Here is a 26763-nt window from a genome sequence, read left to right on the forward strand (position 1 = left end):
CCTCCTACCCTTTTCTGCAGGACCAGGGGGCCAAAAGCCATGAATCAACTGATCGAGCAGCTGATACGCCCAGAGATTCGGGCGCTCAAGGCCTATCATGTGCCGGACGCTACCGGCATGATCAAGCTCGACGCGATGGAGAACCCGTATCCCTGGCCGGAATCCCTCGCCAACGACTGGCTTGAGGCGCTGCGCGATGCCGAGCTAAATCGCTATCCGGACCCTCGTGCGCGCGCACTGCAGGCGGCGCTGCGCGAGGCGATGCAGATACCCGTAGGCATGGACCTGCTGCTCGGCAACGGCTCCGACGAGCTGATCCAGATGCTGGCGCTCGCCGTTGCTGCGCCGGCTGCCGCTCAGGCCAGTCACCCAAACGTCAGTCCCAGCCTCAGCCCCAACAGCCCAGCCACAGGACTCGACGACACCTGTCACGATCCCTCGCTCGAGCATTCGCAACCGTGGCGCCCGAGTCTACTCTCGCTCGATCCTGGCTTCGTCATGTACCGGATGATCGGCCTCTTCGCCGGACTCGAGTATGTCGGCGTGAATCTCAACGCCGCTGATTTCTCGCTGGATCTAGAAGCCACGCTGGCCGCCATCGAGCGTCATCAGCCGCTGCTGACCTTCATCGCCTATCCGAATAACCCGACCGGCAACCTGTTCGATCCTGCGGCGATCGAGCAGATCATCGCCGCCAGCCCCGGCCTCGTCATCGTCGATGAGGCCTACGCCCCCTTCACCGATGCCAGCTTCCTGCCGCGGCTCGGCGAATGGCCAAACCTGTTGGTGATGCGCACAGTCTCTAAGATGGGGCTCGCCGGTCTGCGGCTCGGCTATCTCGCCGGGCCAGCGGAGTGGATCGAGCAGATCGATAAGGTACGCCTGCCCTACAACATCAACGTCCTCAGCCAGGCCAGCGCCGCCTTTGCGCTACGTCATCGCGATGTTCTCGACGCACAGACCGCGTCCATCCGCGAGGAGCGTGGACGGCTTGCCGCAGCCCTCGCCGATCTCGATGGCGGCCGCGGCCACCTCCAGCAGTACCCGAGCGATGCCAATTTCATCCTCGTTCGCACCCAGCCTGGACGCGCAGGCGCGCTCTTCAAAGGCCTGCGCGAGCGCAATATCTTGATCAAGAACCTCGATGGCGCCCATCCGATGTTGGCCGACTGCGTACGGATTACTGTGGGTACGGCGGAAGAAAATCAGCTTCTGCTCGATATGCTGAGAGAGCTCCAAAATAATGACCCCAAGACATCTCACTGTTAAGTAATTAGGGGGATCGAGTGACTCTGATAAAGCGTCCATTGCAGCGTATTGCAACTACTATCAAGATGCGAGAAGTGCAAATCAGGAATTTATACCGGCACTTCTCAATACGCTCAACCAGCATAAAAAAAACAGGAAAGGCCCAGCAACAATGCTTCCAGAATTCGTAAAAAGAGAACTCCGAGAAATTGAAAAAAGGCTTTTACCAGAAACCACTCAAACTCAACTCTTCCAACAGTTAAGACATTTAGGCCTAGGGGATTTTGGGCTGATTTTGCTCAGCATGCCGAACCCTGACTATCCGCAGATTTCCAGGCTCCTGCCACGTATGGCAAGCGAAGAAATCCAACGCAATTGGACTGGGAGTTGTGGCATTGAGCTCTTAACGCAGACCACTGAGTTTGTGCGTGCAGTAGCCGACAACTATTGCCGCCTTACAGGAGAAAGCCTAGAAGGCAAAGAAATTCTCGACTTTGGTTGCGGTTATGGTCGTATCGCGCGGCTGATGTATTTTTTTACGAATCCTGAGAATATTTATGGCGTTGACCCCTGGGACGAATCCATATCGATTTGTCGAGCAGATGGTTTCGCCGAAGATCACTTTTTAGTCTCTGAATACTTACCGACCGGATTGCCGACCGGAGAAAAATGCTTCGATTTGATCTATGCCTTCTCGGTTTTTACTCATTTATCAGAAAAGAGCACCACTTTATCGCTGCGAACACTCCTTGGACATGTTAAGCCAGGTGGCATATTGGTTATAACAATCCGGCCGGTAGAATATTGGAATCACGACCAACACGCGGCTTCCCAAAATAAGGTCAATGAACAAATAGAGCTTCACAGAAGCAATGGTTTCTCATTTTTGCCCCACAATCGTCCTCCTATCGACGGTGATATCACCTACGGCGACACATCGATGGATCTTTCTTGGCTAGAAAACGCTGTACCCGAGGCAGAAATCCTTGGCATGGACCGTTCCCTTCGCGATAGCTTTCAGCGTTACATTTTCTTGAGGCGGCGAGGTTCCTAAGTGGCCTGAACTGAGCACCCACGCCGATTCTCTAATCTTCGTAGTAGGCCCATCCTTGACTTCCAAGTTATTTACGTACCCATCTGGCCCCGCGCTGTTCGTTACGCCTTGGCTAAGCGACCTAGTGTCCGGAGCCATGGGTGCGTTGTCGTACTATGTTCAGTCGAATCAACACTGCGATGTCGTCGTGCTGTTTGGAGACGCCAGTCAGCAAGGTCTAGAACAGCTGTCCTCCGAGCTTATCGAGGGCTTATCCGACCGGGCTCTGCACTATTTGGAGATCGATGAACAGGCAGTGCCTGCCGACACGACGATCTCGTCTCAGCTGATGGACCTGGTGATCAAGGCGGAGAGCGCCGTGATCTATGCCAGTAACACCTATTGCGATGCACTAGCTACGCAACTTTCCATGCGGCTAGCGAGAGAGGCGGCGCGCCGCATCAATAGCTGCGAGGCGTTGGTTCTGTTCGAGACTGACGTATTGCTGCAGGATTTCCAGCTCGCTGACATTACACCGATCTTGGAACAGAAGAGCAAGGCGCTGCAAACGGTCAAACTCACGCGGGAGCGAGGCATAAAACCACCAGCGGTGATGGCGCGCGATGCCTTCCGAGCAACTTTACTGGAGTCGACAGAGACGCGTGCTTGTGAGGCCTATCAGCGTATTCCCTGCGAGCAACTGCGTCGCGCTCTGCCGCCAGCCGAACTGCTCAGCTCGGCTCCGACAGTGGGTGTCGCGCTTGAACCTGATCGGGACACCACCAATCCGCTGGTCTCGGTCATCATTCGCTCGACCGGGCGTGCTGAGCTGCAAGAGGCCTTAGCCTCGGTCGCGGCGCAGACCTATTCGCCTATCGAGCTGATCATAGTGGATGCGTCAGGCACCGGATCGATACGTTGCCCAGCGCAGGTGGGCCATGCAAAAGTGAAGCTAGTCGCTGAGGGTGAGCGCTTAAATCGTTCACGCGCGGCCAATGCTGGGTTGGCGGCAGCCTCGGGTACCTATCTGGCTTTTCTTGACGACGATGATTGGTGGAGTCAAGCGCATCTTGCCCGCTTGGTGGAGACGTTACGGCACAGCATGGCGCGGGTTGCCTATGCCGGCGTTAGCTGCGTGCAATATTGCACTGATGGTTGGCAAGAAGTCCATCGCTTCAACGACGCCTTCGACTTCGGTCGTTTACTGGTCGATAACTTCATCCCCATCCACGCCCCGCTCTTCGAGCATTCGCTGCTCGCCGAGGGTTGTCATTTCGACGAGGCATTATCGGTCTATGAAGACTGGGACTTTTGGGTGCAACTTGCGCGGCACTCCGAGTTTATCCATGTCGATGAGATCACAGCCTTCTATCGCGTCGCCGATGGCTCTGGGTTTGGTATCGGACCCGATAGTCTGGCCACGGCGGGGGGGCTGTCGGCATTCTTCAAGAAATGGGTGCAGCAATGGTCGGACCGCGAATGGCAAGTGGTCCTGGATCGCGCCAGGCGGGCTCAGGGTATCAGCACCATGCAGCGCCAATGCCAAATCCTCGAGCAGCAGCGGGACGCTGCAAATCAGACACATACCGAGAACACTCGAATCATCGCCGGCCTAAAGGACCAATTGAACCGCGCTCATGAGCTAACTCAGTCGGTTTTCGATCAGCAGACGCAAACCCGCGAACGGATGCTAGAGCAGCAACGGCTGCAGGCTCAAGCCGAGCTGCAACATGCACAAGCATGGGCCGAGAAGGCACAGGCCGAGCATCACAGGCTGAAACATGATCTCGAAACAGCGCTGAGTGCCGCAGAGCGACAACGAGCGGTTTTGGAGGAGCAGTACCGACAACTCGAAGCTAATTATCATGACGCACTCAGGATGTTCGAGCATAAGGTGGGGGAGATTGAGAGTATCCGCGCCTCGACCTCTTGGCGCTTGACGGCCCCGGTGCGGGCGTTGCGCGAGGTTCCGATGCTGTTGCTGTCAGTTGGGCCTCAGGCCTACCGGCAAGCGGTAAGAAAAATACTCCGTCGTCTGCGTGACAAAATCGTCCCCCCCCAACAGGCAGGGGATGACACGGAAGCGCCTGTCACGAGCTTGCCTGAGAGCCATTCGGCAACCTCGACGAGGACGTTCTCGGCTGCGGGAAACTATTCGACGCGCGCTTCTCGCTATACGCCCAAGGCATCTTTGCCGCTGATCAAGCTGAAGAAGAGCGACTTTGAGTCAACCCTGTCGCACTTGAAATTGCCCACTACGGATACGCCAGTGGTCAGCGTCATCATCCCGGTTTACAACAATGCACTCTTGACGCTCGAGTGTCTGGCGTCGATTGCTGCCCACCCACCAGTCACGCCCATGGAGGTCATCGTTGTCGATGATGGCTCAACAGAGCCTCAGGTCGCCCGTCTCAAGGCTATCAGCGGCCTGTGTTACCTCCGCAATAGTAAAAATCTTGGCTTTCTGCGCGCGGTTAATGGTGCTACCCACAAGGCGCGTGGTCGCTATCTGCTTTTACTCAATAACGATACCCAGGTGCGGGACGGTTGGCTCGATCACCTCGTCGAGCTGATGTCTGACCCCGATGTTGGCTCCGTCGGAGCCAAATTGATTTATCCAAGTGGCCACTTGCAAGAGGCGGGTGTCTGCATGCGTAGCGACGGATCAGCGCAACTTGTCGGATTGAACGCTAATCCGCATGAGCCACTGTTCAATCAGGTACGCGAGGTCGACTATTGTTCCGGCGCTTGCGTGCTGATAGAGAAGGCACTGTTCGATTCGATTGGCGGCTTTGATGAGCGTTATGCTCCAGCGTACTTCGAGGATGCAGATCTCGGTTTCCAGGTCCGCCAACAGGGTAAGAAGAATCTCTATTGCCCAAGCGCGGAGGTCGTACATCACCTGAGTGTCACGACTGGCGCCCAGGGAGATAAGCTCAAGCGCATCGCGGCGAATAAGGAAAGATTCATCGAGAAATGGGCCGATGAATTGTCAGCACTCGATCAAGTGCGCCTGGTTGCTTTCTATCTGCCACAGTTTCATCCCATTGCGGAAAATGATCAGTGGTGGGGCAAGGGCTTTACCGAATGGGCCAATGTCGCCAAGGCTAAGCCCAATTTTACCGGCCATTATCAGCCCCATATCCCTGCCGATCTCGGTTTTTACGATTTGCGTCTGCCCGAGATCCAAGAGCAACAAGCTGCGCTAGCGGCCGAGTATGGCATTCACGGCTTCTGTTATTACTACTACTGGTTCAACGGGCATCGGCTGCTGGAAAAGCCGCTGGAGCAAATGCTGCGCTCAGGCCGACCTGATTTCCCGTTCTGTGTCTGCTGGGCCAACGAGAACTGGTCGCGCCGGTGGGATGGGCGTGAGAAGGATCTTTTGATCACTCAGCACTATTCGCCAGAGGATGATCTGGCGTTCATCGATGCGTTGATCCCTCTGTTTGAAGACCCACGCTATATTCGGATCAACGGGCGCCCTCTACTGATGATCTATCGTGCTGGCCTTTTGCCCGATGCTGTCGCAACCACCGAGCGCTGGCGCCAAGCCTGCGCCAAGGCAGGCATAAAAGACCCTTATCTGGTCCATGTGAAAAGTTTCGATGCCAAGGCAAAGGTCCTGCCTGGCTTTGATGCCGCGGTCGAATTTCCACCGCACGGTGGCGCCCTGAGCTATGACGGACCGTTGGAGATGACTAACACCGAGTATAGCGGTCGGCTCTATGACTATGCTCGCACCGCTCAGGCTTTCCAAGCGGCCCTCTACCCGGATCAGCTCATTTTCCGGGCGGTCATGCCGAGTTGGGATAACACGGCGCGACGGCAGAACGACTCCGATATTTTTGTCAATTCAACCCCCGAGCTTTACCAAAGCTGGTTGACAGAGGCAATCAAGGAAACCCGCGAACTGAAGTTTGGCGACGAGCGACTCGTATTCATCAATGCTTGGAACGAGTGGGCAGAAGGCAATCACCTCGAGCCCGATAAGCGTTATGGGCACGACTATCTCGAGGCGACGGGACGCGCCCTGAATGCGGCACTGGGCCGTGAGAGCTAGGCAAATGAGTTTACTGCGCCGGCTATGGCTCTGGCTCCATCGGTTCCGACTGGTCCAACGGTTGCGGCGAGTCGCCTCTGGTGCCCGTCAGGGATGGCGCGCACCACTGCCGATGCCATCGCTATTGGCAGAGACAGCAGCGACCGACGAGCAGCCTGCGCCATCGCCCACCGAAACGAACAACGAGGCGCTGATCAAGCCCGATCCCGCATACGCCTCCAGCCCCGATACTGCCCGCCTCGTGCCTCCACGGCTGGCAGGCGTTACCCTGGTTGGACACCCCTTTTTGATCTCTGGGCGTGGCGAGGATCTTCGAGCCGCCGCTGGCGCCTTTGCCGCCGCACAACTCCCATTCGATCTCTATAATACCTTCGGTGCTGGACAGCAGAATGCCTCTAGGCTCGGTCATTTCGGCTTCTTTGACCGCTTAGTGGCCGAACCGCGGCGACGGGCGCAGCTATTCTTTCTGAACGCCGATGAGATGGCGTCTGCTCATGGACACCTAGGCCATGAGTGGTTTTCCGGAGCGGTGCGTATTGGCTACTGGGCCTGGGAGTTGAGCCGCTTCCCGGACGCTTGGCTGCCAGCGTTCGATCATGTCGACGAGATCTGGGCCCCGTCCCGCTTCATCCAACAAGCGGTGTCCGAACGGACGGATAAACCCGTGGTGCGTATGCCATTGGTGGTTGAGCCCAAAGCCTCAGAGGTTGGTCGGGCGCGCTTCGGCCTGCCCGAAGATCAGTTTCTCTTCCTGTTTTTCTTCGATTTCACCTCATTCATCGCGCGCAAGAACCCCTATGCCGCGATCGAGGCGCTGCAGCGTGCCTTCCCCGCTGGACGCCCCAATCATGTCGGTATCGTCGTCAAGCTCAATGGAGGCCAACTCAAGCCGGATGACTATCAGGCCTTCAAAGAGAACAGCTTGCTACGGGCAAACAACGTCTATCTGGTTGATGAGGTGTTGTCCGATGGCGAGATTGGCGCATTGATGAAGGCTTGTGATGCCTTTATCTCGCTGCACCGTTCCGAGGGCTTTGGTCGTGGACCAGCGGAGGCGATGTACTTTGGCAAGCCGGTCGTGACGACGGGGTATTCCGGCAATCTGGATTACTGTCATGAGCAGAATTGCTGGTTGGTTGACTATCAACTCAAGCCGCTGCGAGCGGGAGAATATCCACAAGCCGAAGGGCAGGTCTGGGCCGACCCGGATGTGGAGCACGCCGCTGCGCTGATGCGAGAGATCGTTGATCAGCCGCTCGAGGTTGAACGCCGCGTCAAGCTCGCCCGCGAGATCATCGATCGGCACCACAGTCCAACGGCAGTCGGCGCGGCTGCTCGGCAACGCTTGATGCGGCTGGGTGTGCTGGATAATTCCACCGTCTAGCTTGGAGTACTGACCTTGTCCCTGCTCGATGGTAAGCGGCTGCGTAGGCTTGCAAGCTCGGGCTGGTTGCTGCCCGTCAAACGTGTTGTGAGTCAAACGCTGCAGCAGACTGCCGAGCGTGCAAGCCTACATCGGCTGGAGGAAAAGCTCAGGCCGCTTGTAGTCAAGGTTGACGCAGGTGCACCAAGACGGATCAACCTGCTGATTCCAGAGCTACACCGTGGCAGTCTATACGGCGGCTACATCGCCAAACTTACTTTGGCTCAACGCCTAGCGGCGATGGGCAACAGGGTTCGGCTGGTCATCGTTGATCCCGGCCCGTTCTCGTTAGCTCGGTTAGGAGAGGCCCTGCAGGGCAATGCCCGTTTTGCACAGCTCCTCGAGCAGGTTGAGGTCGTCTACCAGGGCGATCGCAAGGCGGCTTTGCGAATCAGTGACGCGGATGCCTTCATCGCGACCACCTGGTGGAGCGCGCATCTCGCGGCCGAGGTTGTCGAGTCGATGCGGGGCAAGCCATTCCTCTATCTGATTCAAGAGTATGAGCCCTTTACCTATCCGATGGGCAGCTGGTTCGCCATGGCTCACGCCTCTTATCAGTATCCGCATCACGCCCTCTTCTCGAGCAGCCTGCTGCGGGATTTCTTCGAACTGAATGACATTGGCGTCTTTGCTGCACAAACAGCCACGACCGGTTATCTAGGGCAGACTGCGTTCGAGAATGCAATCGTCTCTTATACAGAGCCCGAGCTATCCGCCTCACTCTCGGCATCTGCGGCGCGTTTACAGGCTGGCAAGGGTCGCTTGCTGTTCTATGCGCGCCCTGAGGGGCATGCACATCGTAATCTGTACGAGCTCGGCTACCTGGGCTTGAGCCGGGCCATTGAAGACGGGCTCTTTGCCGATGGCTGGGAGTTCCACGGGATTGGGAGCGAACGGGGCGATCAACCGCTGCCTGGGGGGCGAACCCTGAAGATGCTCGGCAAGCTGGGGTTCGATGCCTATCGCCAACGGTTGCTCGACTATGACCTTGGTTTGAGTCTCATGTATACCCAGCACCCGAGTTTGCTGCCGCTCGAGATGGCAGCGGCTGGCCAACTGGTCGTGACCAATACCTGCCTGAATAAGAGCGAGCAGCGCCTGGCGGCGTTATCCGGCAACCTGATCGGTGCCGTGCCCACCCTCACCGGCGTGCGGAACGGCTTAGGCTCTGCACTCGAGGCCAGCCCGGATATCGAGCGCCGCCGCCAGGGCGCCCAGGTTGCGTGGGCACGGACCTGGGATGAGGCCTATCACGATTCACTCATGGCGGATGTGCAGGCCTGGCTGTCCTAGCGATGAGCGTTGCCCTAATCATCGTCAACTACAACAGTGGCCCATTACTTGATCGATGTCTCGCCGCCGTTCACGCGCAAACCAGGCTTCCAGATCGTGTCTTGGTGGTCGATAATGCAAGTGATGATGATTCCCCCGCGTGCATTGAGCACCGCTGGATGGGCGTCGAGCTATTGTCCTTTGATGAGAACCTGGGCTTTGCTGCGGCAAACAATCGTGCATTGGAGCGCTGTCGCGAGAGCGACTGGGTTGCATTATTGAATCCAGATGCCTTCCCCGAGCCGGACTGGCTAGAGGCACTGTTGCGGGCAGCGGCTGATTGCCCGCAGGCGGGAAGTTTCGCGAGTTGCCTGGTACAAGCGGAAGACAGCACTCTGCTCGATGGCGCCGGTGACGCTTATCATGTCTCCGGGCTCGTTTGGCGGATTGGACATGGTTTACCGCGTGATCAGGTTTCAATGCAGCGACACCAGGTCTTTGCTGCTTGCGCCGCCGCCGCGCTCTACAAGCGATCGGCTCTTGATGCAGTGGGTGGCTTTGATGAGCGCTATTTCTGCTACAACGAAGATGTTGATCTGGGTTTTCGACTGCGGCTTGCTGGGTTGAGCTGCTGGCATGTGCCAGATGCGGTGGTCAGACACATGGGTTCCGCCATCACAGGGAAGCACAGTGATTTTTCGCTTTACCACGGCCATCGTAATCTGGTGTGGACCTATCTCAAGGATATGCCAGCGACACTGTTGAAACGCTATTGGTGGCAACACCTGCTGCTCAATCTGACGAGCCTCATCGTGCTGAGTCTTCAATATCGAACGACGGCGATTTTCCGCGCCAAGATCGCCGCGCTCCGAGGGATTCGGCAAGTACTGAAACAGCGTGAGCACGTTCAGGCAATGAAACAGTGCCAAGATGCCGAGCTTATCGCGTTCATGTCACGACAGTGGTGGCGGCCCTATTGGGGACGCCATTGATAGACCCAGTCAGCTGCGCGTTAAACCAAGCTGCCACGCCGTTATGCCGTCGGCTGCTTTGCTTTCACTTACCGGCGCGCAACGCCAGTGGCTTGCGTTGAACGACGCTTAACCGGCTCGCCGTCGGAGATCGCAAGCACCAAGCCAAGGCTGGCAAACACCGTCAGTAGGCTGCTGCCACCGTGGCTGATGAGCGGCAGCGTGATACCCGTCAGCGGCAGTGCCTTGGTGACACCCCCGATATTCAATAGCGTCTGCACGCTCAGCACAGCCGCAACACCAGTTGCGGCCATCAGCCCGAAAGGCGTACGCGCCCGCGCGGCCAAGCTGAGCAAGCGGATCAGCAACAGCGCAAACAGCAGCACCAGCAGCAGGCTGCCGGCGAAACCAAGCTCCTCGGCCCAGACCGCGTAGATCAAGTCAGATTCGGCGATCGGCGTATAGCGTGGACGCGCCTCGCTAAAGCCCTCGCCCCAGAGTCCGCCTGCATACATGCCCGACAGGCCCTGCAAGACCTGCCAGCCAGCCCCGGTTGGATCGGAAAAGGGATTCAGCCACACCTCGACACGACGCTGGCCATGAGCAAAGAAGCTGACCAAGGCGACGCCGGCCGCGCCTCCCAGCACCAAGCCATAAGCCAGATAACCGGAATGCCGAGTGCCAGCCGCCAACACCGCAAGCAGCATTACACCGAGGATCAACACCAACCCGAGGTCGCGCTGCACCAAGAGCATCGCAAGCACGAGCCCCCAGACCAGCAGCAATGGCCAGAGTGTCCGCAGCGGCGGCAGCAGACTGCGCCACCGACTGAGCCGCTTCAGGTGCTGATCGATAAAGGCCGCAGTGAACAATACCATCGTGAGCTTTAGTAGTTCAGTTGGCGTGATGAATCCGAACCCATAGACCGCACCTCGGTAACGTTGCCCAGTCGCGAGCACCAACGCCAACAATAGCAACGAGACCCCGGCCCATAGCCAGGTCACGCGCGTGGCAAGGCGGTAACGTCCGCCCCGTCCGGCGATCGCAAAGATCAGCATCAAGGCAACACCGAGCGGCAGTGGAATCAACTTGGCGGGGTCTAACGCCGCCGCTGCAAAGAGCCCCGTGCGGGCCTGGGCGATCAGGCCAATCGCACTCAGCAGCGCGGTGAGTGGAAGCAGCAACTGATCGCCTCGGAACCGCGCCAGCACCAGCAGCAGATGCGCGCTAACGAAGGTACCCAGGTAAATCAGGAAGGGCACCAGCGCCGCAAACTGCACGTCCAGTCCATCCTTCGGCCCCGCGCCCAGCAGCATCAAATAGCCTAAGAGCGCGATGAGCAGCGCCCAGAGCAACAGTCGGCGCTCGGGTGCGCGCAGCTGCCAGTAATCGCTGATGCTGATCGGCGTTCCGCGTCGTGCCATGGCTAGAAACCCTGCTCGGCGGCCTTGAGCAGAAGATCGCGTGCGATCGGCGCCGCAACCGTCGAGCCATAACCGCCATGCTCGACCAAGACAACGAATGCCAGCCGCGGCGCCGACGCCGGCGCGAAGCCAATGAACCAGCTGTGCGAGGCGCCTTGCGGGTTTTCAGCGGTGCCGGTCTTACCCGCAATCTCTAGCCCCGCGGTCTCGATCCCTTGCCCGGTGCCATCGGTGACTGCACGTCTGAGCATCACCCGCAGCCGGCGCGCCGTATCCGCGCTCATGAATCGCCCGAGCACCTCCGGCGCTGTATCGCGGAGCAGGCGCGGCCGCATCGCAACCCCATCGTTGGCGATCGCCGCCGCGACCAGAGCCATATAGCCCGGCGTCGTCGTGACGCGGCCCTGCCCAATCGCCGCCTGCGCCAGCCCATAACGGTCGCGCTCCGGGATTGGTTCGAGCTGTGCGGCCTGCAGATGGACGGTTCCGGAAGGCCCGCCGACAAACGCAATCGATCGGTTGAAGAGGAAGCGCTCACCGGTCTTGGCCAGCGCTCTATGGCCGCCGAGCACACCGAGCTGCGCGAAAAAGACATTCGATGATTTGGCCAGTGCCGTCGTTAGATCCAGCACCCCATGGCCGGCCCAGGCCCGACCAGAGCGCTGCGCCTCGTAATATTCGTGATCTCGAATCGGCCGATACCGACTCGAGGTGGTGTAACCGTTAGCGGGATTGTCCAGGCGACCGCGGAAGCCGTTCTCTAACGCCTGAGCAGCCAGGATGACCTTGAAGACGGAGCCAGGTGGATACTGGCCCTGGGTGGCACGGTTCAACAGCGGAGTCGCCGGATCACCGCCCCGAAAGAGGGTCGGATGCAGCTGATTCGGATCGAAGCCTGGCACGCTCGCCATCACCAGGACCGCACCGTCCGCAGGCCGCATCAGGACCACCGCGCCACGGCCGATGCCCTTCGCCGACGCAATCTGCTCGACCGCCGCCTGCTGCAAGCCGGCATCCAGGGTCGTCACCAGATCCTGCCCGCGCGGACGTTTGCTCTGCGTCAGCAACTGACGCCCAAGCTCACCCCAGTCGCCGAGGCTGTCCAACGTCGACCCATTCAGCGCAGGGTTGGCCATCGACTCGACACCGCTCAGCCCGAAGCGCGGATCGGCATAGCCGATGGCATGCGCAAACACCGAGCCAAAGGGGTAAACCCGCTCCGCAGCACCACCCCGATTCCGACTCTCGGCCAAGACCTGCCCGCGCTGATCGAGAATCCGGCCGCGTTGAATCCAATGCGCAGGGTTGAACTGGCGGCGATCATGCGACTGCATGAAGGCAATGAATTGCGGCCGCGCCGTTCCCCCCAGCTGCCAGGTTGCCTGATACCCAAGAATAGCGACCAGGCACAGGCCGATCAGGCCGACGGTTGGCAGCAGCCACGCGCGCGGTCGCGCCAGATGCTTCAGCGGCACCACTGACCGAAGCTGCAAGGCTTGCCAGAGCCAAAACAGCAACGCCAGCCCGAAGGCCAGGTGCAGACCGAGGCGCACGGCCTCCCAGGGCGGTGAGCGAAACAGAGCGTTGAGCAGTTCCATAGCAGGCGAGATCATACCGAAGAATCTGGCCACACTTGCGGCTACAATCAGACGAAACCTCCAACCACCGTCGCCGCAAGACCCCGCGGAGCCCAAGATGCCCAAAGAGACACCCCGCCACGGCCGCACCGGCCAAACAATCGATAGTAGCAAGCTCGACCGCGTCGTTGCCGACGCCCGCCGCGCCATGGACGAGCGCGCCGCCGGCTATCGCGAGCAGGCCCTCAAGCTCTACCCCTGGGTGTGCGGACGTTGTGCGCGAGAGTTCGACCGCAGCAATCTGCGCGAGCTGACCGTGCACCACAAAGATATGGATCACGACAACAACCCACCCGACGGCAGCAACTGGGAGCTGCTCTGTCTCTACTGCCACGACAACGAGCATCAAAAGTACGAAGAGCACATCGCCGCCGTCGCCGCCGGACGCGATACCAGCGCCACGGGCGGGCGCAGCGCAGCGCCGAGCACGCATAATCCCTTTGAGAATCTTCGATCCTTGATGAAACCGAAGCCGGATCGTTGATGGACAGCGACAGCAGGTATCAGCCTAGCTGGGCTGACCAGAGACCCCGCTCGGCTGGCGGCTAAACGCTCGGTAGCCGAATCGCAACAGCGGCTGTTCGGCGTAGCGATAGCCGAAGCGCGCAACCAGCAAGGACACTGCGCAAGCGATACCCATCATCAGCAGCGTCGGAAACCAAGCAATGGGCGCGAGCAACCAAAACACCATCTGGATCACAATCAAATGCGACAGATAGTAGCTGTAGCTCGCGTTTCCGACCGCAACGAGCCACGGTGAGACCCTCGCCTGCTGATCACGCTCGGCCAACGTCGCGCCGAAGACGATCAACGCTGCCGGAAGTCCGAAGAGCACAACGCGATTCCAGGCATTTGCATCGAGGTCGATGGCAAAGAACACATACACCACAAACACAGCCAGCAACACCAACACACCGAGGCCTAACAGGTACCGCGAAGCCCAGCTCAGGTAAGTCTTTTGTTCATAAAGGAAACCAACCAGCGCACCCATCGCAAACTCAAACATGATTGGGTGCATGGTGAGAAACAAGGCCGGCTCGCAAGGAGCCATGGGCGGCTGACTGCAGACCCATTGCCCAGTCAGCATATAAAGAAGCCAGCCGCCGGCAGCGCTCAAGCGGTAGCGCCCTGGCAAGAACAGGATGAACGCACAAACGGCATAGAAATACAGCTCGTACTTCAGCGTCCAAGACACCGGCAGCAGCTGAGGTGTCCAGGTCGGTATCAGCAAAAACGAGTGAAACAGATCGGTGATTTGCCCCGGCTTCAGCAGCATGATCTGCGGCGCACTCAGGTACACCAAGAAGGCGACCAGAAACCAGAGCCAATAAGGCAGATACACGCGGGCCGCGCGTCGATAGAGAAAGCGGCCAGCCGCAGACCAGCCGGCCGACTGCCGATGGCCGATCAGGTACATGATGAAGCCGCTGATCACGAAGAACAGATCAACGCCAGCATGGCCGATACCCGCCCAGCCGACATGAGCCACATCGCCCGGACGGTAATGAGCGGCGAGGCTCACCAGGTGCAACAACAACACGAGGAAAATGGCGACTGCGCGTAACGCCTGTATGCTCTGCAGCGTTGACCTGCTCGCCATGCTGCACTAATGCCGCACGATGCTTGCGAACAGTTCCTCGAACCCTCGCACCATGGCCGCGACGGGATAGGCCTGCGCGCGCTTGACACCTTGTTCGACGAAATGCGCACGCTTCTCCGGCGCACTCACGAGCGCATTCAACGCCCGCGCGAGATCATCAGCGCGGCCGGGACGCACGAGCACGCCATAGCGCCCCCCGTCGAGGAGCTCACGCGGCCCCGTCGGGCAATCGGTGGCAACCACCGCTGCTTCGCAGGCCATGGCCTCGAGCATCGCGTAGCCAAAGCCCTCGAACTCGCAGGTGTGAACGTAGATATCGGCGCGCCACAGGAAGGGATAGATCGGCGTCTGGTAGCCAGTGAAGGTGACCCGTGATTGCAGTCCAAGCACAGCAGTCAAGTGCTCGAGATCCGCCCGGGCGTGACCGTCACCGACGATGACGAGGCGGGAAGGGCTCGTTTGGCGAACAGCCGCGAACGCGCGAATCAGCACCGCGATGTCTTTTTCCGCCGAGAGGCGCGCGGCAACCATGATCACCAACTCATCGGGACTACCGAGGTCGAGAGTCGGTGGTGAAAACGCCGAACGATCACGCACAGCGTCGTAATCGATCCCATTAGGGATGACGTTGATGCGCTTTCTCGGGGCCAAGAAGTGGCGGCGGCTATCGTCCGCCGTGCCCTGCGATGGCACAAGGATGCGGGTTGCCTGACGGCTCCCCTGAATCAGATAGCGGTAGATCAGCAGTTTACGCGCTAGCCCGGGTTCATAGCGGCGTATATGCTGGGAGATCGGGCCTCGGAAGCTGGCAACCGTTGGGATGCGCGGGCGGCAACGGGCGCCCGCCAATGCCATCAACATCCCTGAGTAGTGCATCATCCCAAGTACGACATCCGGGCGGACGCGCTCGAGCAGTTCGACCGCTGAGTCGATATCGCGCTCGACGGCCTCAGCCTGCTGCGGAAACCAACCGTGCGGGATGACCCCGCCGAGATCGACGAACGCGTCGATCTCGGCGGGCATCATGGCTTCGACATTGGTAGGCCCGGCAAGGGTGACCCGCTGGATCTTTGCCCGATCGCGATGCGTGAGCAGGTTAGCGGTGGTGCGTTCAGCACCACCGAATTCCCAGGCTTGGTGGAGGATGAGTAGATGCACGAAAAGCCCTATTCGTGACCGTTCGATTGGTCAATAACGGGTGTACTTGAGGTCCATACCCTCGCTGTAGAACTCACGGTACCACTGACCGTCAATCCATAACCATGTATCCCGAATTGGCACTTTGCGCTCATCTTGCTCGATCAGCTCGCCCGTAGTAGGTGCTCGGAATGGGATGACATTTCCTCGAACTACTCCATTCACTTGCGCGATCGTACCCATCAGGTTGATCTCAAGGGTTTCGTAATCAGAATAAGTGATGTTACCCGTAAGCGATGTAAAACGCTGTTCTGTGTTGAGTGCGCGAAAGAATGGATCGTAAAAATAGTATGCAGCAGAGAAATCACCCGCTTCCATCGCTTGCCAGAATTCGGAAACGCGTGTCCTTAAGGCTTGCAGTCGCCCATCCAGCTTAGTCACGCCGTTGCTCGACGTATCATCGTCAGCTGCTTTACTACTCCGTAATAGGTCAGATTGCTCAGCAGTGACTAGATCTGCAACGGTGAAATCGAAGGCGATCAAATTTTTTTCGAGGAACGTGTCGGCAAACTGTTCGGCGATCACCTGGTAGCCGTCGTCAGTCGCAAACACTGATGATACCGAGAAACGCAACCCGAGATTGCCATCAGGCTGATTTGGTAATTGTTGATTCTTAAGCTGCCAACTTTTACCGTTGTCGTTAGAAAAGTGTCCAAAGAGTCTCGGCCTTATTGTTTGCCAATCTTCCCAGATGACCAAAACTTGATCTTGAGTTGGACCAAGCGCCACTGATGGACTACGTGCATGGAAAGCCTCCATGCCGCCATTGGCGCGTAAATCAGACATGCTCCAACTTGAGCCATTGTCGATAGATTGGATGAGCCACACGCTCATCTTTTCATCCCTAGCTTTCTGAGAACGGTCGATCGCATCGACAGCGATAAAAACCCGTCCAGTGTCATCGGAAGCGATGTCCGCACTCGCGATGTCGTAACCCCGCAAATCTTCGATTTCTTCTCTCGTCCAACTCTCCCCTTCGTCATCGGTATAGGCAAGGTGAAGCGAATATGGATATGCTTGATTATCTTCGTGTTGCGCGTGCCACAGCACGAACCATCGATTACCACTACGAAAGGCCCGAATTAAAGGGGTGATCTCGACATTTTCAGCAATCACGCTTCGGGAACTGAAATCACCGCTCTCGACATCGCGAAAGCGTGCAGCGATTTGTGGCGGATCTTCCCCAGCAGTCCAACTTGCGACCATGATCTTACCATCGGCACCGACAGCCCATGTAGGATAGATCCCTGGCATCACCTTGACCATGCTTGACAGCTCACCGCTTTCAATGGCTTGATTTCGGTAATAGATGTGGTATCTCAGTTCGGTGTCAGGATCAACGCGCTCCCCATACCAAAGCGCGTGTATTCGGTTGTTGCTGCTCGCTGCGAGAATGCGCGCGAGCGGCTCGCTACCATCGTCGAGGTTTTCAACAACATTGGATCCAGCGTCGCTATCCCAAAGAAATAATCCTTTTGAGGGCAGCTTATCGCGCCAGAGTACGGCAACAAGATCTCGGTCTTTCTCTGCGGTCAAACCAAGCCCAGAAGGTGCCTTATTTCGATCTTCACCCCCAACCTGCTCCAACGAACCATCCGGTCTGCGCAACCACAAGCGTTTCGATGTGTCGTAGTACGCAACCCAGACCGCTCCATTTCCATCCTGTACATAATCCCAATTGGACAGTGAATCCAAGGGTTCATTAGTCAGTCGTTCAGTTGCACCGATGGGCGGGATTGATAAAAGAGTCACGGCCAGCAGCACAAGTCTCAACCAACCAAAGGGCTGCAAACTCAGTTGTATCATCTTCTTTGACCTTATTCGCGAGCAAGATTCAGCTGAACCGCCATTCACCATTTCATTATCCCGACTTCGAGGCGTATTTGCTGGTTATTTGTTCTAGGAAGTGCAATCCGGAATGTATTTACCCTAAAACTAAAACGCCGCCTGTTAAGGCGGCGCATTAGCTAATGCCACTTACTTTTAGTGGCTAGACAAGAGATTTATTTCAGCTCGAAGCTGTTGTTGAAGGTGCCAGACATAGTCTCACCGTTGAAGGTACCAGAGCCATATTCGAGCTGGTAGACAACAGCACCCGTTGTTCCAGCAACAATACCAGCGGCATTGGGCAGGATTTCTAGGTTACTCCAACCACCATCAGGCAAGAATGTCTGAGCACCAGCGCCCACTAATTCTGTAGCGTTTACGCGCCCTACACATACTACAGGAGCTTCAGCTGCACCAGATACCGGGTTCTCGTCTCGGTCATACATGACACCAGTAATCCCATTTGCCTGAACTCTCATTCTGAGAGTCACTGAATCGTCTCCGCCTGTGCCATCTAAAGCACCCATATTGGCGGAGACAGGGGTTACCATGAAGCTCGTGTTGATCTCAGCGAAGGGCTTGATTGACACTTGAGAGACATCGTCAATGCCAATAGTCAATCCAGAATTTCTGAAGTCGCTATTAAAGCTTTCTTCGGCTTTATATCCCCAAGTTGCCCCGTTTGTATATTCAAGAACTAGCGCATCGCCAGACACATCGGTGGCGGTTGTGCCGGAATTGTCAACCAGTAAATATCCACGCAGAGGATTTTGACCTGCTGCCTGGGCTAGCGCAAAGGTTCTGGGATCAGCATCCCAATCGTTGTTTACGGAAGGATCGTTAAACAGAACACCCTTTGTTGTGGAACCGAACACGGCGCCTAGATCGATAGTCTGGATATCGTTTGGACTGGTCGGCTTGAAAACGTTGACTTCTTGGCATGCCGCCGTATTGTCAGTTGCGTCCTTGTAGTAAAGAACGTAGTGCAGATCGTCGCCACTCTGGTTTTGATTGATCACACTGACCACAGTCGTGACCGACGGCGAATAGACAACGTGCGGCCAAAAACCCGTGCCGGCAACAGCAGCGCCAGTCGCAATGGCAGAGGCGCCTAGCGCGACGGTGATGGAGGCGGCAAGCTTGGTTTGCTTGATCATGAGCAAAGTTCTCCTACTTAAGTTCACTTTTCGATGGGCGGTTCTTCGAATGTCGACTGAAGCATCGAGAGATTCAAGCTCGCTGCCAGCCATCTGTCACGCTTTTCCAAGTGTCTAGGGGGCGGCCATCGACATGGATCCAGCAGTGTTCTGTGGAAGTCTACGCCAGATGAGCTGGCACGCCAAGCTCTAGCTGCCGTCAAAACCCCTTTGAGGTCAGACCGTGCGTTGCGACTGAGCCCTCGACGGCCTTAACAATACCTCATCTGCTGTTGTTGTCAACCCACATGCGTTATTTTTGGCTCGACTTCGCACTTTACAGTGCGCTTTCTGTGGTCTCTAGCCCACTTCGGCTGGTCGTTGAGGTCATGCTCCGGCCATGTTGTAGCTCATGTTGCGCGCGGCAACAGCCGTTTCGTCGCACATAAGAGACAGTAGATAACCCGTGATCTACGTTAGTTGCCTGTTGATGCGCCGATGTTGCTGGGCGGTAGGCCCGCTTGCTGGCGATCGAGCATCTGCTGGAACAGGGCCTCGAGACTGGCTGCGAAGTGGACCGGATCAAACAGCCGAGCACCCTGCCTCGCCTTTACTAGGTGCGTGCGGAGCTGTAAGAGCCGCTCGGGCTCGCGCGTAAGCGCGATCGCCTTCTGCAGATAATCCTCTTCGCCCTCACAGACGAGCTGCGACAGATCGACTGCGTTCAGGAGGCTCGCAGCCACCCTCGAGGGAAAACTGTCCCCGCGCTTAGTCAGCACCGGTACGCCAACGGCCAGGGCGTCCCGAGCCGTGGTGTGGGCGCCGTAGGGCCAGGTATCCAAGAACAGATCGGCCTGCCCCAGCCTGGCTAGATGCTCTGCGTTCGCACAATGGTCCGCGAACACCAGTCGACCCGCGTCTACGCCGCGCTCTGTCGCACTATGACTGAGGTTGCGCCGCAGTTCGTCTGCGGGTGCGTACAGCCACAGCACCGCTCGCGGCACTTCACGCAACAGTTGGCACCAGAGATCGAACAGGGCCGGCGAGAGCTTGGACGGGTTGTTGAAGCAACAGAATACAAAGGCCTCCTCGGGGAGACCCAGCGCCTCTCGGGTGGGTTGCGCAGCCGGAGCAATGGTTGGGTCAAACGGCTGATAGCAGATGGGTAGGTAAGCGAGCGATTCAGCAAAATAGTGCGCGTCTTGAGGCGGCACCACCACCTCGTCCACTAATGCATAGTCGATGAATGGCGCGCCCATGGTTGCCGGGAAGCCGAGCCAGGCCACTTGGATCGGCGCCGGCCGTCGGGCCAGGATCCCAGTCCGGGGCTGCTGTGCGTAGCCATTGAGATCGATGAGGATGTCGATGCCATCGTCGCTGATCCGCGCAGCTGCCGCGTCATCATCTAGCTCATGCAGTGCGATCAGGCCACCGAAGGCCCTGGAGAGGCGCTCGCGCATCGGATCAGCCCGTGCTGGGCCGATGGCATAAGCCCGGTACTCAAAGGCGTTGTGATCCAGATGTTCGAAGACCGCCGCCGTGAGCCGGGCGGTGGCGTGGTCATAGAAATCGCTGGACATGAAGCCGATGCGCGGGCGGGCCTGCGGCGTTCGGGGGCGCGTCTGCCACAGTGGCTCGGCGTCGGCCCAGGGCTGATAACGTTGCGCGTAAGCGCGCATGAAACGCAGATGATCGGCGGCTGATAGCCCGGGCAGCGTCAGACATCTGAACGGCGCGATCGCCTCACAATCACCGGCCTTGACCTGCTCAACCAGGGCTCCCAACCGCTCGGGCCAATGCCGCCAATCGCACAGGGCTTGCTGATTGGCGACAAGCTCACCCAGCAGGCCCGGCACTGCGTTACCCTGCTGATGGAGCATGTCTTCAAGGATGGCCAGTGCGTCTACCTGTCCACCACCGGCCGTGAGCAGCCTGATCAGCTGCAAACGCAGCTCGGGTCGGGTCTCACCGGCCTCGAGCGCGCGCTTGGCGGCGTCTGCCGCTTGGTCTGGCTGTCCGCGCAGCTGCAACAGATTGGCGCGAACGGTCCAAAGCTCGACGGCAGGTGCTTGCGCCGAGGCCGCGGCCCGCTCATGGTATTGCTCTGCTGTGGCGAGATCGCGCTGGTCGAGCGCCAAAACAGCCATTGCGAGATTGGCGCGCGGATTCGTCGGGTCTTGTGCCAACAGGCGCTTGTAGGCCTGTTCTGCGCTGGCGAGATCGCCCCGTTGACGCTCGATATTGCCAAGATTGAGCCACAGATGATGCAGCTCGGGGCGCGCTGCCAAGAGCGCCTGAAACAGGGCGGCGGCCTCGTCCAACCGGCCCCGCTGGCGCAGGAGATTGCCGAGATTCATCCTTGCCTCGATCGACTCCGGCGCCAGCTCGAGCGCCTGTCGGAAGGCGTGCTCCGCATCTTCGAGTCGCCCCTGGGATTGTAGGCAATTGGCCAGATTGTAATACGCGCGGGCGTGAGCGGGCGCCAGTGCTAAGGCTTTGCGATAGCTCGCTTCGGCCTCTTGCGTTCGATCGAGCGCGGCGAGTGCGTTACCGAGATTCGCGTGGGCATCAGCACTCTCGGGCGCGACTTCGGTACAACGTCGCAGTCTGCGCTCGGCGAGATCGAACCGGCCGTCGCGAGCCGCAATCAGACCGAGAATGTGCAGGGCATTTGGCTCAGCGGGCCGTTGCTGCAACACCCGTTGCATGATGCGCCTGGCTTCATCCCAGCGTTGCGCTTGGAAGGCTTGGATACCACGCTCGACCGAGGCGGTTTTTGTCCGTTGACTGCCTTTCCCTGGCTCAGCGGCAGCTGATGATGGCGGGCGTTTCATCGCGGTGTTGGTGCTTGCATTTGGCTTCTAGGAATGAACGGCCCGACATTGCTGCTGCCAGAGCGCACGAAAGGCCTATTAAGGTTTTCAGCTACGGAGCACGATGCCATAGACCTGTAACTGTATCACCAAGCCCGGAGCGTTCGTTACCTCCGCGGGCCCAGGTCTTCTCCGCGCCGGTTGCGGCAGCGGCCGCACCGAGAGATCTTCGACGATCAGGAACGGCGTGGCTGACTCGATACGATAGAGCAAGTCGGCCAGCTGCTCGGTTGTTCCCTGCACCTGTGCGCGGATGCTGATGCGATCAGGCGCCTCAGAGGCGCGCTGCGGCAGCGCTTGAACACTGGCCACCATCAAGTCGGCATCGCTCATCAGCGCATTGAGGTTGCCCTGGGCGAGCGCGGCGGCCAAGCTCCAGGTTTCGCCTTGAAAGGCGTATTGGTTGAGGTCATCGCGAGAGCGCTCCGCTTGCAGCGCTGCTTGCAGCGCTGGAATGACAGCGACGCCGCTCTGAATGCTGCGGATCTGGTCACGGTGATTGGCGACACGCTCACTGAGTTGGCTCAGATGGCCCGACCAACTGACGAAGATTGCGCCCAGGATCACAAGCGGCAGGATGCCTGTGAGCAGCCAAAAGAGGGCACAGGTTTTTTGCTTTGATGTTGCCATTACTCGGTTTCAGCCGGCTGCACGCTCAACTCGATATGAAAGCGTTGGTTTTCTCTCCCCGCGGCGGTCGTCACCGGCGAACGAAAGGTGACGCTGGTAAATTCGGGCTCGTTTTCGAGCAAACCGATGAGCGCGGCGGCATTATCGGACTCCCCCCGCATCTCAAGGCGCCCACCACGATAGTGCAGGTTGAGCAGATAGGTGGTGTCAGGCAGCAGCGTCGTCACCTGACGAATCAGATTGGTCACAAGAGGCTGGTTAAGCTTGGCCTCGAGTATCTCAGCCGTCGCCGCACGCGCCTGTTCAAGACGCTCAGTCAGTTGCTCCTTTTCGTCGAGCTTGATGCGCGATTGCCGCAATTCGTGTTGGAGTTGTGTTAATTCCGTGTTCATTTGCCAGATAGGCGTCAGCAAAACGGCACTCAGCAGCAGCAACGGCAGGAGAGCGAGGGTGGCAGTGGCCAGGATGCGACCTCGCGACGGCTGCGGCCGTGCTTCGGCCGGCAGCAGATTCGCACCCGGCCAGGCATGACGGCTGCTGATCTTTGTGACCGAACCTCCCGCAGCCGTGACCGCCTGCAGCCAAGGATCAACATCAGCGCGCCTGCAAAACGCGATCAGTAGATCAAGCTTCGCACCCTGCGCAAGGGTACCGTTGATTGAGGCATCAAAAAAGAGCTCTGCACTCGAAAAGGGCGTAATACGATCAATTTCAAACCGCACCGCCTGCCGCAAGTTCTTCGCGACTTGAGCCGGAAGACGGATCTGCCGATAGAGCATCCGCTGCTCGGGGACTTCGATCCAGATGCCCGTGTACGCAGCAAGCGAAGGGGTTTTCGCGGCCTGCTTGAACTGTTGAAGGTCCTGAAGAGTGAAGCTGCCGATCGTGGTGCGCTCACCAAAGGTTTGGCGGCTGAACTCAGCCATGTCACCCGTTGGGGTGATCACCAGCACCGGCCGCTTGGCCGCGAGCGGACGGACAATAAACGTCGGCAGGCAACTGAGCAACGCTTGTTGCCAAGCCTCGAGAAGGCGATGCCAAAGGGTTGAGCCGTGACGAGCGAGCTCGTGGTATCGGTTACTCACGGCCGGCATGGATCTGCGGCTGATGGCCGGATGCTCTCGACCACTCCTGATTCCTGACGCCTATCCACAGGGCTTACTTTTGCACAACTCCAACCACGGAATCGTCGTCGACGACGACCAGTGCTGTAATCTGATGCGTCGCCATCAGTTCGAGAGCGGTGTTCATGCTGCTATCGATTCCGATCGTGACCGGCTTTGGCGACATGAGCTGTTGCGCCGATAAGGCAAAGAAGCCCTCGCGCAGGCGCTGTAAGGCTCGACGCAAATCCCCGTCGGTGATGATGCCGATGACGCGGTGCCGATCTGAGCTGACAAGACTGATGCCGAGCTTGCCTGCGGTGGTGGTGGCCAAGACTTCATCAGCGCTCGCCTGTGGGTCGACGAACGGAAGCTGTTCGCTTTTCATTTCGTCTCGGACACGCTTTAGCAGACGCCGGCCTAGGCTTCCGCCAGGATGGAAGCGAGCGAATTGATGCTCCTCGAAGCCCCTCGCCTTCATGAGCGCGACCGCTAATGCATCGCCCATCGCCAGTGCTGCGGTGGTTGAGGCAGTCGGCGCGAGCTGGAGTGGACAGGCTTCGCGCTCGACCCGTATCGAGAGATGAAGATTGCTCTGTGTTCCGAGTGTGGACTGCGCATTCCCGGTCATCGCGACGACCGCGTTGCCGTTATCGCGGAGGAACGGAATCAGCTTGACGAGCTCTTCGGTCTCACCAGAGTTAGAGACGGCGACGAAGACATCAGCAGGCGTGACCATCCCGAGATCGCCATGCAGCGCTTCGGCTGGGTGCATGAAAAATGCTGGTGTGCCTGTACTCGCGAGCGTCGCAGCGATCTTGTTGGCAATAATTCCGGACTTTCCCATACCGCTGACGATGACGCGTCCACTCGTGGCGAGAATCTCAGCAACGGCACGAGCAAACTGCGCATCCAACACCTGCTTGAGGCCGAGTATTGCAGCAGCCTCGATATCAAACACCTCCCTCGCAACTGCCGTTGGGTCTTGTGCGTTAGCCATGCCGCAATCGCTGGCGCGGATCTCGGGCTCAGAACCGGGGGTCAAGATTCTTTACCTTGCGGCGGAAATCGCGCGTCACTGCATCGATGTCACTGTCGCCTGCGATGACTCGCGGCGTTAACACAACAACGAGCTCGGTGCGTCGAGCATTTTTATTGGTCTGGCCGAATAAGGAACCGACAATGGGTGCCCGGTATAACCCGGGAATACCAGACTTGCCGCTCGAAGTATCGTCTTGGATCAGACCGCCAAGAACCACGGCCTGATTGGAGCGCACAGCAACATTGCTGGTGATGGATCGGTTACGAAATGATGGCGAGCCTAAGGGGCCGACATCTTCGAGTACCGAGCTGACCTGCTGATCGATCTGCATTTGAACGAGTCCGCCGGGTGTCACACGAGGCGTCACAGACAACTGTACGCCGGTTTGGCGATATTCGATTTGGTTAAGGATGCGATCGGTATCTGACGTGCCCTGTTGTGCGGTCGTCAAGATCGGCACCTCATCGCCAACCTCGATCTTCGCTTCTTGATTATCCATGACCATCACGGTCGGAGACGACAGCACATTGACCAAATTATCTTCTGCTAGCGCGGACAGGGTCGCCTTGATGGTGCTTGGCTGGAGAACCACCGACCAGTTAAATCCCGGGAAGGTTGGGGATGGGTTATCAGAATTGCTCTGGGTCAACGATTGGCGGCTTTGGTAGCCCTCAATCGCTGGCCCTTTAAATCGCCACTGGACGCCGTAGCGCAGACTGCCGGTGAGCTGGATCTCGACGATCGTGGCCTCGACCAGCACCTGTAGCGGAACGATGTCGAGCTGCTTCAGTGCGTCGAGAATCTTCTTGTAGTCGCGCGGGCTGGAACGGACCAGCAGCGAATTATTCACGACATCGGCAACAATACTGACCTCGGATGAGAGATTGAGGGTGCTCGCGGTCGCACCGCGCGACGCTGACCCGGTTGTACCTGAGCCGGCGCTAGAGCCATCTCCGCCCATGGATGCCTGTTCGCGACCAGGCGCGACACCGCCGACAGTGCGACTGACTCTGCTACTGCCGCCCCCATCGGAGAATAAGGTTGTGAGAATGTCGGCTAAGCTCTCGGCGTTGCCGTGGCGAACCCGGTACACATAAAGCCGCTGCGCTGAGGTTCCTGCGGCTTCGGCCAAGTCCAAGCGCTCGATCCAGTCTTCAATCCGTGCGAGGTAGCGTTGCTGGGGAGAGACGACAAGCATGGCATTGGCGCTCTCGATGGGAATGAACCGGAAGAGCCCTTTCGCGGCATTGGCTGATTCATCGGCGAGCAACGTCTCGAGCTGGGTCACGACGTCAGTGACCTTCGCGTACTCGAGACTGAAAAAGCCCACCGACAAGCCGGCCATCCAGTCGACGTCGAACATCTGGATTGTGTCGAGCATGCTCGTCATCTCTGGCCCGCTGCCGGCCAACACGACGAGATTCCTGAGTGTGTCGACGCGAACAATACTGCCTTCGGGGGCCAGAGGCTCCAGAATGTTGGCCATCTCTTCGACACCGACGTATTGCAACGGGACAACTTGCACGCTGTAGCCTTCGGGGATTGAACGCGCCGTGCCACCGAGCTGCGGAACGACCCGTCCCTGAACCGCATTGCTCACCGGAACGACCTCAAAGCGGCCGCTACGGTCGACCAGTGCCGCGTTGTTCATCCTCAGCAGGGTCTCGAGGGTCGGAATCAGCAGATCGCGACTTAACGGCCGGGCCGTGGTTAGGGATGCGGTGCCCTGAACGGCGGGATCAAGCGTGTAGCTCACTTCGAGCACGTCGCCGAGGATGATCTTGACGATCTCCCGAATGTCGGTGTTATCGAAATTCAGAGAGACATCAGGGCCTGCGATATCTGCACTCGCGGATCGCGGGGCGGCGACGGGTTGAACGAAGACACCGGTGCCGGCTTGAACAGAGTCCGGCGGGCGCGCAGGGGCATCGTCGCCAAGCGCGATGCCGCCACCAGCGCGCACCGGGCCCTGAGCACCAGAAGCTCGCTCTTCGACATTGGTATGGCCCTCGGCGCTCGAGACCTGTTCCGTCGGATCCCAGACAAGGGACTGACAGCCCGGCAGCATGGGTAGCAGGGCGAACGCCAACAAGCAGCGGAGAAGCCACCGTGGCTGGTGAAAAGCGAGGCCGATGGCTGACCGGCCGGTGCAAAGTATGAGCATAGATGCGCGCTAAGGGCTCGACACGAACCCGGTTGTGGAGAAACGATGCGCCTTGAAGTACCTTGAGATGCTGCCGCAGCTGCTGGCTAAGGCCTCAACGAGGCCGAGGAGGCGTTCGGG

The 26763-nt window shown here is 58.5% G+C and carries 18 protein-coding genes; 7 read left to right on the top strand and 11 right to left on the bottom strand.

Annotation, left to right across the window (positions count from 1 at the left end; all coding sequences use genetic code 11):
- Positions 1–39 precede the first annotated feature (39 nt).
- The 6 genes from CKO42_RS04415 to CKO42_RS04440 all read left to right on the top strand — a co-directional run bounded on the left by CKO42_RS04415 (position 40) and on the right by CKO42_RS04440 (position 10031).
- Positions 40–1269, top strand: a complete 1230-nt coding sequence (locus CKO42_RS04415; RefSeq protein WP_200239788.1) for a pyridoxal phosphate-dependent aminotransferase — start codon at positions 40–42, stop codon at positions 1267–1269.
- A 151-nt stretch (positions 1270–1420) separates the two neighbouring features.
- Positions 1421–2302, top strand: a complete 882-nt coding sequence (locus CKO42_RS04420) for a class I SAM-dependent methyltransferase (RefSeq protein WP_200239790.1) — start codon at positions 1421–1423, stop codon at positions 2300–2302.
- A gap of 145 nt (positions 2303–2447) precedes the next feature.
- On the top strand, positions 2448–6344 hold the full coding sequence (locus tag CKO42_RS04425) for a glycoside hydrolase family 99-like domain-containing protein (RefSeq protein ID WP_200239793.1): 3897 nt from the start codon (positions 2448–2450) through the stop codon (positions 6342–6344).
- A gap of 4 nt (positions 6345–6348) precedes the next feature.
- Positions 6349–7728 (top strand): glycosyltransferase, encoded by a 1380-nt coding sequence (locus CKO42_RS04430; protein ID WP_242479111.1) that lies wholly within the window; start codon positions 6349–6351, stop codon positions 7726–7728.
- Between the two features lie 15 nt (positions 7729–7743).
- Positions 7744–9060, top strand: a complete 1317-nt coding sequence (locus CKO42_RS04435; protein ID WP_200239797.1) for a rhamnosyltransferase WsaF family glycosyltransferase — start codon at positions 7744–7746, stop codon at positions 9058–9060.
- Positions 9061–9062: 2 nt separating this feature from the next.
- Positions 9063–10031, top strand: coding sequence for a glycosyltransferase family 2 protein (locus CKO42_RS04440; RefSeq protein ID WP_200239799.1), 969 nt, complete (start codon positions 9063–9065; stop codon positions 10029–10031).
- 68 nt (positions 10032–10099) lie between these two features.
- Here CKO42_RS04440 and CKO42_RS04445 read toward each other — a convergent pair whose 3' ends face one another.
- Complete coding sequence (locus tag CKO42_RS04445) at positions 10100–11434, bottom strand: FtsW/RodA/SpoVE family cell cycle protein (protein WP_200239801.1); 1335 nt, start codon at positions 11432–11434, stop codon at positions 10100–10102.
- Positions 11435–11436: 2 nt separating this feature from the next.
- The gene (locus CKO42_RS04450) at positions 11437–13032 is read right to left on the bottom strand and encodes a peptidoglycan D,D-transpeptidase FtsI family protein (RefSeq protein WP_242479112.1); all 1596 of its coding nucleotides are present in this window, start codon (positions 13030–13032) and stop codon (positions 11437–11439) included.
- 97 nt (positions 13033–13129) lie between these two features.
- Here CKO42_RS04450 and CKO42_RS04455 point away from each other — a divergent pair, with 97 nt between their 5' ends.
- Positions 13130–13555 carry a YajD family HNH nuclease gene (locus CKO42_RS04455; RefSeq protein ID WP_200239806.1) on the top strand — a complete coding sequence of 142 codons (426 nt, stop codon included), beginning with the start codon at positions 13130–13132 and terminating at the stop codon, positions 13553–13555.
- 24 nt (positions 13556–13579) lie between these two features.
- Here CKO42_RS04455 and CKO42_RS04460 read toward each other — a convergent pair whose 3' ends face one another.
- The 9 genes from CKO42_RS04460 to gspD all read right to left on the bottom strand — a co-directional run bounded on the left by CKO42_RS04460 (position 13580) and on the right by gspD (position 26568).
- On the bottom strand, positions 13580–14671 hold the full coding sequence (locus CKO42_RS04460) for an acyltransferase family protein (protein ID WP_200239808.1): 1092 nt from the start codon (positions 14669–14671) through the stop codon (positions 13580–13582).
- Between the two features lie 6 nt (positions 14672–14677).
- Entirely contained in the window at positions 14678–15829 is a 1152-nt protein-coding gene (locus CKO42_RS28205) for a glycosyltransferase (RefSeq protein WP_200239811.1), read from the bottom strand.
- Between the two features lie 30 nt (positions 15830–15859).
- Entirely contained in the window at positions 15860–17674 is a 1815-nt protein-coding gene (locus tag CKO42_RS04470) for a beta propeller repeat protein (RefSeq protein ID WP_200239813.1), read from the bottom strand.
- 197 nt (positions 17675–17871) lie between these two features.
- Positions 17872–18852, bottom strand: coding sequence for a hypothetical protein (locus tag CKO42_RS04475; RefSeq protein ID WP_200239815.1), 981 nt, complete (start codon positions 18850–18852; stop codon positions 17872–17874).
- 455 nt (positions 18853–19307) lie between these two features.
- A complete protein-coding gene (locus tag CKO42_RS04480) occupies positions 19308–21665 on the bottom strand; it encodes an O-linked N-acetylglucosamine transferase, SPINDLY family protein (protein WP_200239817.1) in 2358 nt (785 codons plus the stop codon).
- 87 nt (positions 21666–21752) lie between these two features.
- The gene (gene gspM / locus CKO42_RS04485; protein ID WP_200239819.1) at positions 21753–22334 is read right to left on the bottom strand and encodes a type II secretion system protein GspM; all 582 of its coding nucleotides are present in this window, start codon (positions 22332–22334) and stop codon (positions 21753–21755) included.
- On the bottom strand, positions 22334–23428 hold the full coding sequence (locus CKO42_RS04490; protein WP_200239821.1) for a PilN domain-containing protein: 1095 nt from the start codon (positions 23426–23428) through the stop codon (positions 22334–22336). Before CKO42_RS04490 ends, gspM begins: the two co-directional genes overlap by 1 nt.
- Positions 23429–23492: 64 nt before the next feature.
- Positions 23493–24437 (bottom strand): KpsF/GutQ family sugar-phosphate isomerase, encoded by a 945-nt coding sequence (locus CKO42_RS04495; RefSeq protein WP_200239929.1) that lies wholly within the window; start codon positions 24435–24437, stop codon positions 23493–23495.
- Between the two features lie 28 nt (positions 24438–24465).
- Positions 24466–26568: a type II secretion system secretin GspD gene (gspD, locus tag CKO42_RS04500; RefSeq protein ID WP_322827744.1), complete on the bottom strand. Its 2103-nt coding sequence runs from the start codon at positions 26566–26568 to the stop codon at positions 24466–24468.
- Positions 26569–26763: the final 195 nt, after the last annotated feature.

This window comes from Lamprobacter modestohalophilus (assembly GCF_016583905.1).
GTDB classification, from domain to species: Bacteria; Pseudomonadota; Gammaproteobacteria; order Chromatiales; family Chromatiaceae; genus Lamprobacter; species Lamprobacter modestohalophilus.

What these genes read in the sequence shown, in the direction of transcription:
- CKO42_RS04415 (WP_200239788.1), top strand. Translation starts at nt 40, where the DNA reads ATGAATCAACTGATCGAGCAGCTGATACGCCCAGAGATTCGGGCGCTC.
- CKO42_RS04420 (WP_200239790.1), top strand. Translation starts at nt 1,421, where the DNA reads ATGCTTCCAGAATTCGTAAAAAGAGAACTCCGAGAAATTGAAAAAAGG.
- CKO42_RS04430 (WP_242479111.1), top strand. Translation starts at nt 6,349, where the DNA reads ATGAGTTTACTGCGCCGGCTATGGCTCTGGCTCCATCGGTTCCGACTG.
- CKO42_RS04440 (WP_200239799.1), top strand. Translation starts at nt 9,063, where the DNA reads ATGAGCGTTGCCCTAATCATCGTCAACTACAACAGTGGCCCATTACTT.
- CKO42_RS04445 (WP_200239801.1), bottom strand. Translation starts at nt 11,434, where the DNA reads ATGGCACGACGCGGAACGCCGATCAGCATCAGCGATTACTGGCAGCTG.
- CKO42_RS04450 (WP_242479112.1), bottom strand. Translation starts at nt 13,032, where the DNA reads ATGGAACTGCTCAACGCTCTGTTTCGCTCACCGCCCTGGGAGGCCGTG.
- CKO42_RS04455 (WP_200239806.1), top strand. Translation starts at nt 13,130, where the DNA reads ATGCCCAAAGAGACACCCCGCCACGGCCGCACCGGCCAAACAATCGAT.
- CKO42_RS04460 (WP_200239808.1), bottom strand. Translation starts at nt 14,671, where the DNA reads ATGGCGAGCAGGTCAACGCTGCAGAGCATACAGGCGTTACGCGCAGTC.
- CKO42_RS04470 (WP_200239813.1), bottom strand. Translation starts at nt 17,674, where the DNA reads ATGATACAACTGAGTTTGCAGCCCTTTGGTTGGTTGAGACTTGTGCTG.
- CKO42_RS04475 (WP_200239815.1), bottom strand. Translation starts at nt 18,852, where the DNA reads ATGATCAAGCAAACCAAGCTTGCCGCCTCCATCACCGTCGCGCTAGGC.
- CKO42_RS04480 (WP_200239817.1), bottom strand. Translation starts at nt 21,665, where the DNA reads ATGAAACGCCCGCCATCATCAGCTGCCGCTGAGCCAGGGAAAGGCAGT.
- gspM (WP_200239819.1), bottom strand. Translation starts at nt 22,334, where the DNA reads ATGGCAACATCAAAGCAAAAAACCTGTGCCCTCTTTTGGCTGCTCACA.
- CKO42_RS04490 (WP_200239821.1), bottom strand. Translation starts at nt 23,428, where the DNA reads ATGCCGGCCGTGAGTAACCGATACCACGAGCTCGCTCGTCACGGCTCA.
- CKO42_RS04495 (WP_200239929.1), bottom strand. Translation starts at nt 24,437, where the DNA reads ATGGCTAACGCACAAGACCCAACGGCAGTTGCGAGGGAGGTGTTTGAT.